The following is a 13,253-nucleotide window of genomic DNA, read 5'->3' on the forward strand; positions in this document are numbered from 1 at the left end:
GCTTCACAATCCAGTTTGAAGAGCGGATGACGCCGAACTAAACGAAATTCCGTTTACACAAAATCCAGCACACCCTCACTTTATAATAAGTTATTGGTGCCGCTGGCAGTGCCTTCAGACTTTATGCATAACGAGATGCGTTTCCAAATGACGATGCCTTGATCAAACCGTATTATCTGGCTTTGCGCAACATCAGTAAAAAATCGAAGATGCCGACTCGAACTCTAAAGCAGCCTTCAATCGCTTCGCCGTCATGGTTAATGAGCGCATACCGCAACATTAAACGACAACCCAATTACACAAAATCGCGGATATTCCGGGCCCCACCTCAGCAATTCAACTGTGAACGCCACTACTTTGAATTTCATACGCACTAGTGCTCAACAGATAACCACTCCGATGCCACTGGCGGTGTTCCGTCCTTAGCGAACGCCGCCCAAGCCTGTCGCAGTTGCCGTCCCCTATTCTCAACCTCACTCCAAGGGACATTTCCCAAAAGTGGTGCATTATGCCAATGCGATTCATTCCCGCTCAAAAGAGGCAATTCTACACAATGACCCGCCCCAATTTTACTCCCACTTGGGCGCCAGTTAATTTGATAAAAAATTACGTTTGTCCCTGTCCGTTTCCAAGCCTTAGCGAAATTACGCGAAGGATTCTCTAGCAGTTGATGTGTCAACTTGGCGGATAACGGATTTTGCCACCAAATTTCAGATGACGTTAGAGATTTATGTTGCATCATCGCGGCGAACGGGGCGGCATCATCTTGATTCCAGCCTATCAAAATATCAGATGGCGAGGCGGTATTTTGAGGCGGGTTGGATAGAGATCCATCCTCAAATACAGGGGCAAATGGCGCCCCTTGCGTGTACTTCATTTGCACTTTTAATTGAGCTTGAAGTATTTGTTCTATCGTTGCGGTCATTGGATCAACGCCAAGCTCTTTCAGGAAAGCTTTGCTGTTGATCTCTGCCATTACGGGGGTATGCACACTGATATCAAGAAGGTCACTTTGCAGGATGGCTCGATGAATCAACCCTGGATTCGAAGACATGATGGCAGATATCGAAACTGCCCCTGCAGATTGTCCAAAAACTGTAATGTTGTTCGGGTCACCACCAAATTTTTCAATATTCTCGCTGACCCAATTTAACGCGGCAATTTGATCTTGCAAACCTAGATTCACAACGCCTTTTTCTGGTAAATACAGAAATCCAAGAGCCCCCAAGCGATAGCTTATACTTACAGTGACAATTTGCTGTTCTTGAGAAAGCTTTCTGAAGTCGTACTTAGCAAGTTCGCCACCGCCGTTGAGAAAGGCCCCTCCATGCAACCAAATCATCACCGGCAAACGCGTTTTCAAACCAGGAGTGTAGATGGAAAGATTTTGACAATCTTCAGAGGTAGGTAACGATTCGTCTTTACCCAATCCAAAATCTAGATTTGTTGGTTGCTGTGGGCAAAGTGGGCCGCTATTAATTGCCTCCCGAATGCCTATTTCATGGACTGGTGCTTCAGGTTGCTGGAAGCGCTTAGCACGAGCATAGGGTACGCCGCGAAAAATATTGACTGAACCTTCGCGCAGTCCCCGGACAACTCCCTGTGATAATTTTACGATAGGCTGCGACAGTTCATGCTCAGCATGATTGGGAATAAAATCGTTTGCCAAAACAACTCCTGGAAAAATTAAATATGCCACGGAAAAGAATACTGATTTAATAAAGATCATCATCACCCTCTATCAAAGAGAACACCAAAGCGCAGACATTTTTTTTGACTTCCACCGCGCACTAATTTTCTCGCATTTGGACAGTGTTGCTCCGATTCTTCGCCTCTGATCTCAATGTTTAGTACGTGAATTCCCTCAATGCCCATGAACGTTTAATTTACGGAAAATTCCTGATCTCAAAATTCTCGATAATTGCTTCGTACTCGGACCTTACCTATATAAGAGCTTTTGCTCCGCCTTACCGGAATTTACTGATAAAGAATCATTAATCTCATGGGATTAAACTCAAATTACACATCTGTTTTCTCGACCACAGCCTATATCAATGTCATACGCTTCGACAATTAATAGTGCTTAGAGACTATGACAAGGATCAGAAGCGTGTTTGTAAACCAATGCGCATGATGAACTGGTTAGGGCCGCTGGACGTATCGGTCGGATTAAGCAAGCCGTTGACCAGCGCCTGTGCGCCGGCATTGGTTCGTTGGTAGACCGTCTCCAGATACATGCCTGTACGCCTCGAGAACGCGTAGTTCAGTTTCGCAGTGACTTGGTGCGCATGATTATCGTTCAGGTATTTATTGCCCTTCATATACATATAGTCCGCGCCCAGCGCCCAAAATGAGTTGAAGTGATAGGTTGCGCCAAGCTCAACTTCGCCAATCACACCACCGTTGGCCGAATTCCGCACGGTCGTGAGCAGTACGGAAGTTACCCAATCGCCGAATCCATAATGCGCACCCGCACCCCAGTTCGTCACGTTGGTATCTCTGGGAACATTCCCGCCATAATTCACCTTGGTGTAAGCAACCCCGGCTCCGAAGGTGTTCATTTCATAGTTGGCCCCAGCGCTGACTGTGCTGTTGTTACCAAACGAACCGGCGATTCCGCCGAAACCATACAAAGTGCCAAAGCTAAAGCCATTAAATGTCGGGCTGACATATTTGACAGAATTGCTAACAGTCTCACCACTCATCCTGTCCCAGTCGAATGAGCCAGCGTATGGGGGATCACCTGGAAGTGCGATCTTACCGAACGGGCCGTTACGGAAGTTATACAGACCACCCACATACATCGCCGCGTCATTATGACCCAAAAATAAACTGTCAAACATAAAGTCAAGTTGGTTGCCCAAAGTGAGCCTACCGTACTGTGTACTAGCCAGGCCGACATATGAATCACGCCCGAATAATTTATTTTGCCCTTTTATGATAGCGCCGGTTCCAAGCGAAAACTGATCTACCAGGTTAAAGATCGTGTGCAATCCACCGCCGATATCTTCACTGCCTTTGAAGCCGATTAGATTGGGGAAATAAATACCGTCGTCAGATTTCAGGTTTTTGTGACCACCTTCATTACTGATAAAGGAAACACCAGCGTCCAGCAATCCGTATATCTCGACATTACTTCCGCTGGGGATCGGTTCGGCATAGACTTGATGTACGGTGACTGTCAACAGCACTTCAGCCATTAAGATTCTCTTTTTCATTGTCTCTCTCCATTTATTGAGTGCTAAAGCAACTGATAAATTGCATAGACATGCATATAATTTTTTTTAAACTTCATTGCGGCATGTCTTGTTCAGATTGCTTTCGCTATTTCGCTTACCCCGTATTGTGTTGTTTCTCGTTTTTTTCTCGGATAACACGGTCCTCGCCAAGCTTGTCGGAGACGCTTGACAAATGCAATTTTTAAGCAACATCGTCAAACCTCCATATAGCTATCTCTTCATTACCTCCGCCCTTGTATTAATAATTCAGTTCCGTTTTTTTTAAGTTCTTGCTATCGCTAATTCTTTCGTAGCATCAGCCTGTGTAAGTACTCGACAATTTCACCCCCGATTGAGCGTGCTCTTGAGTGCCTGCGCAAACGCCTCAGATTTCTCCTCGGGATGCACAAACTGCTTGACCACTAGCGCGGCCGCAGCGATCAATCCCGCAATGGCAACGATCGAGAAAATCGCGCTAATTCCAAACTGACGACGAACAAGCTCGGCGATAAGGAATGAACCGGCAATCCCGCCAAAGCGACCGATGCTCAGCATCCAGGCGATGCCAGTGGCGCGGCCCTGCGTCGGATAGAACGTAGCAGCAAGTGCTGGCATAGACACTTGCGCTGTGTTCATGAAGATTCCTCCCATCAGCACGGCGAACATCAACATACCGACATTGCCGACGGCCTGTCCAATGGAATAAATGCTGATAGCGGTCACCGCGTAGCCGGTCGCAATTATCCGGTTGGCGTTGTAGCGGTCCATCATCCAGCCAAAAAAAATCGCACCGACGCCACCCAGAGGAAACAAGGCTGCAATAAGCGTGGCGGTCCTCGGCGCCAATCCTGCATCCTTAAACAAGAGGGGCATCCAGTTGACGAGCGAAAAGAAGATCACCAAGCCCATGAAGTAGGTAAGCCATAGCATGACCGACCCTATAATGTAAGAGCGGGAAAGCACCATACCGATGCTGCTTTTGGCGCCGGAGACTTCCGTCTTTTCGGTCATAACAAAGAAGTTGGCGTTAGCTGCTGTCACGGAAATACGGCTAAGAACAGCGCGGACACGCGCTACCGGCAACCCCTTGGCTACCATGTAACACACCGACTCTGGCAGAAAACAGAGGATTAGCACGGCCAAAACTAATGGCACAATGCCGCCTAGTAGCAGCACGCTACGCCAACCCCATTGAGGAATCATCCACGCGGCCAGAAACCCGCCAAATGCTGCTCCTATGGGAAAGCCGCAAAACATGGTGTTGATGAGCATCGAGCGCCGGTGATTAGGGCAGTATTCACTCATCAGGGTGATTGCGTTGGGCATGGCGGCGCCCAGGCCTAATCCCGTTATGAAACGTAGAACTGTGAGCTGCTCAAGGTTAGGGGAAAATGATGACCATGTGCACGCCACACCGAACAACAGTACAGAAATTCGGAGCAGCAGTATGCGGCCCATCCGGTCCGCTAACGGTCCTGCTACAAGAGCGCCAGCCGCTAGACCAAGTAACGCCGCGCTCAATACCGGCGCCAATGCCTGCTTCGTCATACCCCATTCGTTGATAAGTGAAGGCGCAATGTAACCGATGGCGGCAGTGTCAAAGCCATCCAGCAAGACGATGGCAAAACAAAATGCGAAGATGAGCCATTGAAACCGGGAGAACGGATGCTGATTGAGGAAGTCCTGGACATTGACGCCCAGCGCTTCCACGCTCAGATCATTGAGATTTTTCTTCTGATGCATGATTTGTCTCCAATTGATAATTTTTCGGCATTAAAATGCCTGTTTTCAGTGTGATGACGCCACCTTGCTCTGCCGTTGCATTGGCTCAAACCGGGGGCATGGACCTACCACCACGCGTCAACGTGGATGATTAATTTTCTTTCCGATAAAAATCAGGATCAATCCTGAGGGGCAAGTTCAACCCGCAATTCAGTCAACGTTGGCTGCAGCAAAATTTGACAACTCAAGCGCGAAGTCTTCTCGCGGTAATAGTCCGATTCGGACAACAAGTCGATCTCCTCCTCATCGGGTGATGCAAACTTTGCGTTGCTTTCGCTGACATAAACATGGCAGGTTGCGCAAGACTTTGCTCCGCCGCACGTCGCCGCCACAGGAAGTCCGCGCGCCTTGAGTACTTCCATGAGTGTTACGCCGGGTGTGCACAGAATTTGACTGACATGGCCTTTGCGGTCAGTTATTTCGATTTGTATACTGGACATAGAGATTTCCTTTTGTGTTGCCACGTTGAGCCATTGTTTCCATTTCATTCCGCAGCCAGGTTCAGGCGAATCTCGCGCAGGCTGACATGCGGGTTGCATAAGTCATCGGCCGGGAACATGCGACGCTCGGCGATCATTTTTTTTGCTGCGGCGAAGTCATTCGATGCGTTGACGCATTGAATAGCCGTCATGCGAGACGTGTTCTGGTAAATAACACTGAAGTGACCGCTATGAGGATCGCCGCGCACCAGTTCGGTGTCGCCATGCAAGGGCAGTCCGGCCATCTGCAGTTTTATATTGAATTGATCTGACCAGAACCATGGCACTTCGTCGTGCCCTGCGGTCAGACCACACATCGCCGCTGCGGCTCGCCTAGCTTGCGAGGTAGCGTTTTGTACCGACTCCAACCGCTGCGGCGCGTCGAACCCATCGTAGTGAACCACCGTACAGTCACCGGCTGCGAACACATCGGGGTCGTTGGTGCGACCGTCGCGGTCAACCACGATGCCGCGGTCGACTAGCACACCATCGTTACGCGCCAACAGATCGTTGGCCTGGTTACCAATACTCATTAGCACCATTTCGGCAGGTAAGCGAAGGCCATTCGCCAAAACAACGGCGCTAGCGCGATCATCACCTTCGATCCGCGTCACACTCACACGCGTCAGCACATGCACGCCTCGTTTCTCATGCTCGCTTTGAAGATGTTCTGCAATCACTGCAGAGAGCGAACGTGACAGAACCGTGGCTTGACTCTCTAGCACAGTGACCGCGCAACCAGCTTGGCGCGCCGTCGCCGCAAACTCCATGCCGACATACCCGCCGCCAATGATGACGACCGATTTACATTCCCTCAGCTGAGATAACAAGCGATCCGCATCGTCGAGCGTCTTGAGTTCCGCCACGCCGTCGAGTTCCGCACCAGGAATCGTTAATCGCCGCGCCTCGCCGCCAGTAGCGATTAGCAGCTTATCGTAGTCAAGCATCGCACCTGTGTCCAAGCGTACGCAGCGCTTCGCACGGTCGATGGCGGTGACCTCCGTACCTAGGCGCAACTCTATGTCTTGCTCGATGTACAGTTCAGCAGGACGAATCCAGAGCCTGTCACGCGTCAAATCGCCCTTGAGGTAAGATTTCGAGAGAGGTGGCCGCTCGTAAGGAGGCCAAATTTCCCTGCCGATCAACACGATCCGTCCCAGATGCCCGTACTCGCGCAGAGCGAACGCGGCCTCAGCTCCAGCCAGGCCACAGCCCACGATAATAATGCTGGAATGCGTATTCATAAGGGCACAGCAAGCATGTTGTCGATGCTGAACGAGTCGACGATAACCAGCCGCTTACCCAACTTAAGTTCCCCATTGATCTCCAAAAGCGTGTCTTCATAGCTTCCGACTATATAGACCGAAGAATTACCCTCATGGTCGCTTTGCATGACAATCAGATTGGCGCTGGCCGTGATGGCGCCATTGGCTACCTTGTCGACACGCACGTTGGAGATGTAATGTCGCAAGTACATTTTGCGGTACGTTAGCGTGCCTTTGATGAGCATGGCTACGCGATCCTTCACCATACCGTGCGTATAGCAGCCCATTAGCGGAGCCGGGAGTCCGGCATCGTGATTTTCGCGCGAAACTATACGGTAATCGCAATCGTTGACCGAAAAAAATTCGGGCCACTCTGCGAAACGGCACTGGTTTAGAGCGTTCGCATAGTCAAAATTGAAGCGCGCTACGCGTTCTTGCAGAGAATGATTCATCATACCTTCCCCTGTTCGATCTTTGAGGCACCGGCTTGGGGAAATTCCATCATTCGATGGTAGTGTTTCCAAAAACCTCGGATTGATATCTCTTGGGATAAGTAGTCGGTATCATGCAACTCTCCGATGCCGCCCATCTCGAGCACAGAATGGTCGCCACGGCGCATCTTGCTCCCTTCTTGCACCAGACGCAGCGCCTCGCCGTCTTCCATCGAGATGTAGCCAGCCGGGCCGATGAGGTTGACCTGAAGCAGACGACTATGCAATTGCTCCGGGGTGTCGTCTTCAAAGCCCAGGTAAGTGATGTGCAGCTCCACTGCATTCGGACCTTTGGGGCGCAGGTGACGAATTGCGTAGGTATTGTCGACCTGAGCAACGATCAAGGTCGGGAACATAGAAAGAAGAGTAGTCTTGTAGTTGTCGCCGAGGTCTAGCTTAACTTCGAGCAGCGATGGATCGTGCAGCTCGAGATCTGGCATGAGCTTGCCTGTATCAGCGTAGTCGGTTTCGAGTTTGCCAAGGTTCTCCGCATCATCGGCAGTCATGATCGAATGGTTCCAGGTGTTCTTTCCATCCTTGTCTAATTTGATACCACCTTGCATTGCCGGTGTCTGGATGCCAAACGAAACTTGAAACATGTGTAGCAGCGAGGCGTGATAAGGATCACGAACGTTCTCATTGTAGAGCTTCCAGTTACCCTGGATCTTCTGGCGCAAGTAGCCTATGACTTTTGGCTTGCGTTGGCCGAGCAATCGTTCGATCTGCGTAATGCTGTGCGAACCGAGGTAGTCGTCCAATGTTTCGGTGGCATCGCTGTATGTTCCGAAGATCAGCCCACCTCGAGTCGCCACGCGCAGTGTGCGTAGGCCGTGATCTTTTTTTTCGAAGCATGGTGGCATACCACCTTTGCCAGCATACCCTTTCTCTAACGGCACGCCAGTAAGACTACCCGCGAGGTTGTAGGTCCATAGATGGTATGGACAGGTGTGGCGCTTAGCATTCCCACGCGTCTGGTCGACTATGATTGCTCCCCGATGGGCGCAGCTGTTCTCGAACGCATGGACTGTCCCATCTTTGGCGCGCGTCACTACAACACGAATGTCCCCAACCCAGGTGGTTTGGAAGTCTCCCCACTCCGGGATCTCGCATTCCAATCCCAGGTAGTTCCAGACCGGGCCACGGAACAACAGGTCCATCTCTCGGCTATAGATGTGCGGATCAGTGAACACTTCGTAGGGCACGCGAGAGAAGTCCGCCGCGGGCCATTCCAGTTCAATACCGGGCCGTGACGACGTTGATTTCGAAGCATTGTTGTTCATGTGATTTCTTTTCATTTCATTAAGCCATCATTAATTTTGTCCGTTGCTCACCAATTTTCCTCGACGGTTGCTTGACGGCGAGCGCGACGCTGCTTCGTATACGGGCGTTCGCTGTGCCTTTCAAGGCGTCGAGACCTCAATCCTAAGTTCTGCTGCATAAGCTGCAGCCATGCTTAATCCCTTCACGAATGTCAGACGCCGATGGATAATTTTGGTCATCGCTAGCTTCCTGTAAAAATAGTTTCGGCGCATCTTGCGACGACGGGGTGGTCATGATTCGGGAGGAGAACCGGCCCAGGCGCGTCGCAGAAGCCCGACAATCGCCTCACGATCCAGCGGACGCGGGTTCCAGTATGGGTTGGCGAGCGCAAGGTCAGCGATACGGTCGAGGTCGGCCACCACCACGCCCAAGTCGCGCAACCCGGTTGGTGCGCAGAGCTCGCTTACAAGTTCGTACAGACCCACACATGCATCAGGTCGCCCAATAGCGCGCGCTACACGACGCATCGCATCTGGAACGACAGGTGCGTTGTAGGCCAAGGTATGCGGCAACATCACGGCGTGGGTTTCCGCATGCGGCAGATCGAAGCTGCCGCCCAGGACGTGGCACAACTTATGATGTAGCGCCATCCCCGCCTGTCCTAGTACCGTGCCACACAGCCAGGCACCATATAGGCAATCGCTGCGCGCAGGAAGATCACGCGGCGCTGCAGTCAAGCACGGGAGGCCAGCGGCCAAAGCCCGAATACCCTCCTCTGCCATCAGGCTCAGCACCGGGTTGCCGTCACGCGCGTACAGTCCTTCGGCGGCATGCGCAATCGCGTTCAAACCGCTGCTTACCGACAGCGCCACCGGTAGTTCGAGTGTCAACTCCGGGTCGTAGATCACCGTGCGCGGCAGTACGCGCAAATCGCGTCCGGTTCGCTTGGCACCGCCCTCAGTCAACCCGTAGATAGGCGTCATTTCCGAGCCAGCGTAGGTAGTCGGGACAGCGACCACCGGCAACCCCATGTCGAGCGCAATCGCCTTGGCCAGGCCGATGGTCGAGCCTCCGCCAATCGCCACGACACCGTCGGCGCTCATCGAAGTGGCGTACGCGCATGCTTCGCGTGCCACCTCGATCGGTACATGCATGCGCGCACCATCGAACACCCCCCCGCAGCGCTTGTCCAGCAGGGTTGCGGCCGCCTCGCTCAGATCACGTTGATTGGGTGTGCACAGGACAAGCGCGCGTCCGATCCCCAGCGCCGCCACTTCGTCCGCGAGACGACCAAGACCACCGGGGGCGAACACCACCCGTGCAGCCGCAATGTTGTAGGCGAAATCAAGCATGATCAGGCTCCTCGTCAATGACATAGTCAACCTGAAAACCAGCCACCCGCTGGTCACCAAGTTCGCGCCTGACTCGTCTATGCTCTGAATGGTCTGCATAGACCTTGAGCGCTTCTGGCGAATCGAATTCGGTGTACAGAACCACGTCACAAGCATGGCTGGCCCCACTCACATCCAGTCCGACCTCCAGCGTGCGCAGGCCCGGGATCAGTGAGCGCAATCCCTCGAATTGTTGTTTAATCCTCTCACCGGTGGCACGCCGCGCATCCAACGTGTCGCCTCGAACCTTCCACATGACGATGTGTTTGATCATGGTGTCATTTTTCCTTGTGCGTCGGATTCATCACGAAGTCGAAGTCCAGAGTATGAAACGGAGTATCGAGAACCTCGCCATCAGGGGTGAGCCCTGCCGTATGACGTCTCCAGTCCGCTACAAGTGACGACCGCACGCCAAACACGGCATCCGAATCTAGATAGGGATCTAGGTCGCGGAATACATGCGTGACCAACGTTTCGAAGCCTGGTGCGCTAATTCGAAAATGCAGATGCGCGGGGCGCCAGGCATGGCGGTTCAGCAGTTCCAACATTTTCCCGACGGGACCATCATGTGGAATCTGATAGGGCGTCGTAACGATGCTCCGGAAGTGGTAGCCGCCATCTTGCGCCGATCGCAGCGTAGCGCGCGCGCGGTACTCGGTAAGTTCCTCGTACTGTACGTCGTACATGCCATTGGCATCAGCCTGCCAAACATCGATTACGGCACCAGAGATTGGCTCGCCAGTTAGACTGCGGACGCGGCCGCGTACAAAGCAAGGAGCCCCTTGGGCGCCGTTCGCAACATCAGCACCGAGCGAGCGTTCTGGCGCGCCTTCTACATGAAAGGGACCGAATACAGTGGCCTCGGTACAACTTTCAGGCTTGCGATGGTTTTGTGCAGACACCAGCATCGACAAGCCCAACGTGTCGGATAACAGAATAAATTCTTGACGTGTCGGACTGCAGGTACGGCCTACCGCTGTGAGGAACTCGATGCCCGCTGCCCACTCGACTTCGGTGAGGTGAATCTCCCGTGCGAATCCGTGCAGATGCTGAACCAGACTGGTCATGATCGTCTTCAGACGTTCATTCGAGGCATTCGCGTGGCGCGAGATGACAGCCTGGGTGATCGTTGTCTCGTCGAGGTTTCGCATGGCCTATGATCTCCTTGTACCTCCGACGCAGACAGCCTTTGCCGTGAAGTGCAGTAATATGATATGAATAGCGGCTATGGAATAAAAGGCCAGAACTGGAAATGACATTTCCTAAAAATGGAAAACTGATCATGGATCGATGGAGTGAATTTGAACTGTTCGTGCAGATCACCGAACTTGGCAGTCTGAGCAAGGCAGCCGAGGCACTGAGTTTGTCGAATGCCTCGGCAAGTCGCCTTCTCGCAGCGCTTGAGAGCCGCCTCGGAACACGACTGATCGAACGCAATACACGCCGGCTGTTCGTTACTGATGTGGGCCAGGATTTTTACGTCCGCTGCAAAGCTGCCATGGCCGATATGCAAGAGGCTATTGAGGCGGTCAACGTGACAACTGTTAACCCGGTGGGCGTACTACGTGTGACCGCCTCCTTGTCACTTTGCCTCCAACTTTCGCCACTGCTGCGGGGATTTACACAACGGTATCCCAACGTTCGGATGGAGATGGTCGCCGCCAACCGCTACTACGACATCGTTGATAACAACATTGATGTGGCGATCCGGACGCGAGAATACGAACCGGATTCGAACCTTGTGATCCGCCGTCTCGCAGATACGGGGCGTGTTCTTGCCGCTTCGCCGGCCTATCTAGATCGCCACGGTGCCCCCGGCGTGCCGCAAGCTTTGGCGGAGCACCAGTTGCTGCTGTACACCTACGCCAACGATTCCGATAAACTGACATTCCGACGCGGCGACGAAGCTATCACGATTCCGATCAAGGCGATGCTGGAAGCCAATGACGCTCAAATCCTTCGTGCCGCAGCTCTACAAGATATGGGTATTCTGGTGCAACCGACGTACGTGATTTACGATGACCTTGTCGCAGGCCGGCTGCTTCCGCTCATGGTCGACTGGAAGCTACCTCGGCTATCGATCAACATTGTTTATCAACACCGCCAATTGTTGCCGGCGAAGACGCGCGCCTTTATCGATTTCCTGGTTGAAAATTTTCATCATCAAAACTATCAACAACGTTGGGATTCAATCAGTTCCGGTGCAAACTCCTCGATCACGTAGACTGGACGGGTTTAACCGGAAAATGCAACGCCAACGACCAACGATGTCGTTTAGATTATCTGCAGGCGTCATGGAATCCAACGTTTCTCTAGGTCGTTGATTCAACTGCAAAGCAATACTGTATAGATCCGCCTGAGGACAGCTGGCCAGACTAGTGCCTTTGGATAAGTATTGCCGAAGCAGTCCATTGGTGCTTTCGTTTTTCCCTCGCCACCTCGGACTTAGCGGATCACAGAAATAGACCTTAACACCGCTGACCACCGTGACTTTCGTGTATGGAGCGAGCTCCATACTTCGGGTTCACCTGACCGACCGGCATAGTTCTACAGGCAGTTTGCGAACTTGTTTTCTCATCGAGGACACGACGCTTTCCGTATTCTTGCCTCATACCTTTACGAGTATGGTGAACCGCGAATGACACTCTACCAGGGGCGCGACGTGTGTATAGCTTGAGCTACTGGGAAAGTTCCCTCTCCAGTTATCGGGAACGGCCATGTCTTCGGCTTCCGCACGCCGTTAAAACATGATCTTAGGCCGCAATGCTTTGGGCAATCTAACCGAATCCGTGCATGGCGCCGATTCCCCTCAAGCACAGCGGATTCAAATCGCGCGCGGCGCTAAATGAGATGACAAGAAATCCGCGGCGCGCCGCTTGGCAGGGATTGTGTCAGAGTCTGATTTGGGCTAAGGTGTTAGGTTCAGTAATCGACAACTCAATCAGACCTCTACGGCCGCGCCACGGCGCTGACGGTATTTGGAGCACTACTCGCTGTAGGCATGGCCTTTGTGATTCAAGGTTTACGTGATGTGACTGACTCACCGTCCGGCACAGAAATCATCAAAGGTCCTTTGCAAACCTAATATGCGGGTCTGGAGCGCAATTAAACAGTGAACTGGGCTTGGGTTGGTTTCCAGCGATGCTTGCCGGCATTGCGCTTGAGCTCACGCATGGCGGTCGATTTGTCGCCCCCGTTACTATTTACAGACCTCGATTCTCGAGGTGTTGGCCAGCCAGGTCCGGCATGATTGCTGCCCCCCCCCCCAGTCGCCCATGATCCGGGGGGGTGTTGTCACCGGACCTGGTAGGTGGCTGGTGATCGCTAATAGGGGCTAGGTCCGGTCATACCGAGGCCGTCCGTAACG

General features: G+C 52.5%; 11 protein-coding genes. 1 reads left to right on the forward strand and 10 read right to left on the reverse strand.

The genetic code is table 11. The features are described from left to right. Positions 1-373: 373 nt before the first annotated feature. The 10 genes from AC07V8_RS25265 to AC07V8_RS25310 form a co-directional block, all read right to left on the reverse strand. Complete coding sequence (locus tag AC07V8_RS25265; protein WP_494681099.1) at positions 374-1,732, reverse strand: carboxylesterase family protein; 1,359 nt, start codon at positions 1,730-1,732, stop codon at positions 374-376. 370 nt (positions 1,733-2,102) lie between these two features. Beyond that, entirely contained in the window at positions 2,103-3,218 is a 1,116-nt protein-coding gene (locus AC07V8_RS25270) for a porin (RefSeq protein ID WP_494681100.1), read from the reverse strand. A 342-nt stretch (positions 3,219-3,560) separates the two neighbouring features. Beyond that, the gene (locus AC07V8_RS25275) at positions 3,561-4,961 is read right to left on the reverse strand and encodes an MFS transporter (protein WP_494681101.1); all 1,401 of its coding nucleotides are present in this window, start codon (positions 4,959-4,961) and stop codon (positions 3,561-3,563) included. A 158-nt stretch (positions 4,962-5,119) separates the two neighbouring features. Continuing rightward, complete coding sequence (locus AC07V8_RS25280) at positions 5,120-5,488, reverse strand: 2Fe-2S iron-sulfur cluster-binding protein (protein WP_494681102.1); 369 nt, start codon at positions 5,486-5,488, stop codon at positions 5,120-5,122. Then, positions 5,485-6,723 (reverse strand): NAD(P)/FAD-dependent oxidoreductase, encoded by a 1,239-nt coding sequence (locus AC07V8_RS25285; protein WP_494681103.1) that lies wholly within the window; start codon positions 6,721-6,723, stop codon positions 5,485-5,487. The genes AC07V8_RS25280 and AC07V8_RS25285 overlap by 4 nt, the downstream gene beginning before the upstream one ends. Then, positions 6,720-7,199: an aromatic-ring-hydroxylating dioxygenase subunit beta gene (locus AC07V8_RS25290; RefSeq protein ID WP_494681104.1), complete on the reverse strand. Its 480-nt coding sequence runs from the start codon at positions 7,197-7,199 to the stop codon at positions 6,720-6,722. Before AC07V8_RS25290 ends, AC07V8_RS25285 begins: the two co-directional genes overlap by 4 nt. Next, complete coding sequence (locus AC07V8_RS25295) at positions 7,196-8,515, reverse strand: aromatic ring-hydroxylating oxygenase subunit alpha (RefSeq protein ID WP_494681105.1); 1,320 nt, start codon at positions 8,513-8,515, stop codon at positions 7,196-7,198. Before AC07V8_RS25295 ends, AC07V8_RS25290 begins: the two co-directional genes overlap by 4 nt. A gap of 270 nt (positions 8,516-8,785) precedes the next feature. After that, positions 8,786-9,847, reverse strand: a complete 1,062-nt coding sequence (locus AC07V8_RS25300) for a maleylacetate reductase (RefSeq protein ID WP_494681106.1) — start codon at positions 9,845-9,847, stop codon at positions 8,786-8,788. Next, positions 9,840-10,160 (reverse strand): Dabb family protein, encoded by a 321-nt coding sequence (locus AC07V8_RS25305; protein ID WP_494681107.1) that lies wholly within the window; start codon positions 10,158-10,160, stop codon positions 9,840-9,842. Before AC07V8_RS25305 ends, AC07V8_RS25300 begins: the two co-directional genes overlap by 8 nt. A 4-nt stretch (positions 10,161-10,164) precedes the next feature. Beyond that, positions 10,165-11,037, reverse strand: coding sequence for an intradiol ring-cleavage dioxygenase (locus tag AC07V8_RS25310; protein ID WP_494681108.1), 873 nt, complete (start codon positions 11,035-11,037; stop codon positions 10,165-10,167). A 131-nt stretch (positions 11,038-11,168) separates the two neighbouring features. On the opposite strand from AC07V8_RS25310, the gene AC07V8_RS25315 reads away from it, so the two are divergent. Beyond that, on the forward strand, positions 11,169-12,110 hold the full coding sequence (locus AC07V8_RS25315) for a LysR family transcriptional regulator (protein ID WP_494681109.1): 942 nt from the start codon (positions 11,169-11,171) through the stop codon (positions 12,108-12,110). Positions 12,111-13,253: the final 1,143 nt, after the last annotated feature.

The organism is Collimonas sp. GW821-FHT02H07 (assembly GCF_059421505.1).

Excerpts from the sequence above, each read along its gene's own strand:
- AC07V8_RS25315 (WP_494681109.1), top strand. The coding sequence starts at position 11,169 with ATGGATCGATGGAGTGAATTTGAACTGTTCGTGCAGATCACCGAACTT.
- AC07V8_RS25290 (WP_494681104.1), bottom strand. The coding sequence starts at position 7,199 with ATGATGAATCATTCTCTGCAAGAACGCGTAGCGCGCTTCAATTTTGAC.
- AC07V8_RS25275 (WP_494681101.1), bottom strand. The coding sequence starts at position 4,961 with ATGCATCAGAAGAAAAATCTCAATGATCTGAGCGTGGAAGCGCTGGGC.
- AC07V8_RS25270 (WP_494681100.1), bottom strand. The coding sequence starts at position 3,218 with ATGAAAAAGAGAATCTTAATGGCTGAAGTGCTGTTGACAGTCACCGTA.
- AC07V8_RS25285 (WP_494681103.1), bottom strand. The coding sequence starts at position 6,723 with ATGAATACGCATTCCAGCATTATTATCGTGGGCTGTGGCCTGGCTGGA.
- AC07V8_RS25305 (WP_494681107.1), bottom strand. The coding sequence starts at position 10,160 with ATGATCAAACACATCGTCATGTGGAAGGTTCGAGGCGACACGTTGGAT.
- AC07V8_RS25265 (WP_494681099.1), bottom strand. The coding sequence starts at position 1,732 with ATGATGATCTTTATTAAATCAGTATTCTTTTCCGTGGCATATTTAATT.
- AC07V8_RS25300 (WP_494681106.1), bottom strand. The coding sequence starts at position 9,847 with ATGCTTGATTTCGCCTACAACATTGCGGCTGCACGGGTGGTGTTCGCC.
- AC07V8_RS25310 (WP_494681108.1), bottom strand. The coding sequence starts at position 11,037 with ATGCGAAACCTCGACGAGACAACGATCACCCAGGCTGTCATCTCGCGC.
- AC07V8_RS25295 (WP_494681105.1), bottom strand. The coding sequence starts at position 8,515 with ATGAACAACAATGCTTCGAAATCAACGTCGTCACGGCCCGGTATTGAA.
- AC07V8_RS25280 (WP_494681102.1), bottom strand. The coding sequence starts at position 5,488 with ATGAAATGGAAACAATGGCTCAACGTGGCAACACAAAAGGAAATCTCT.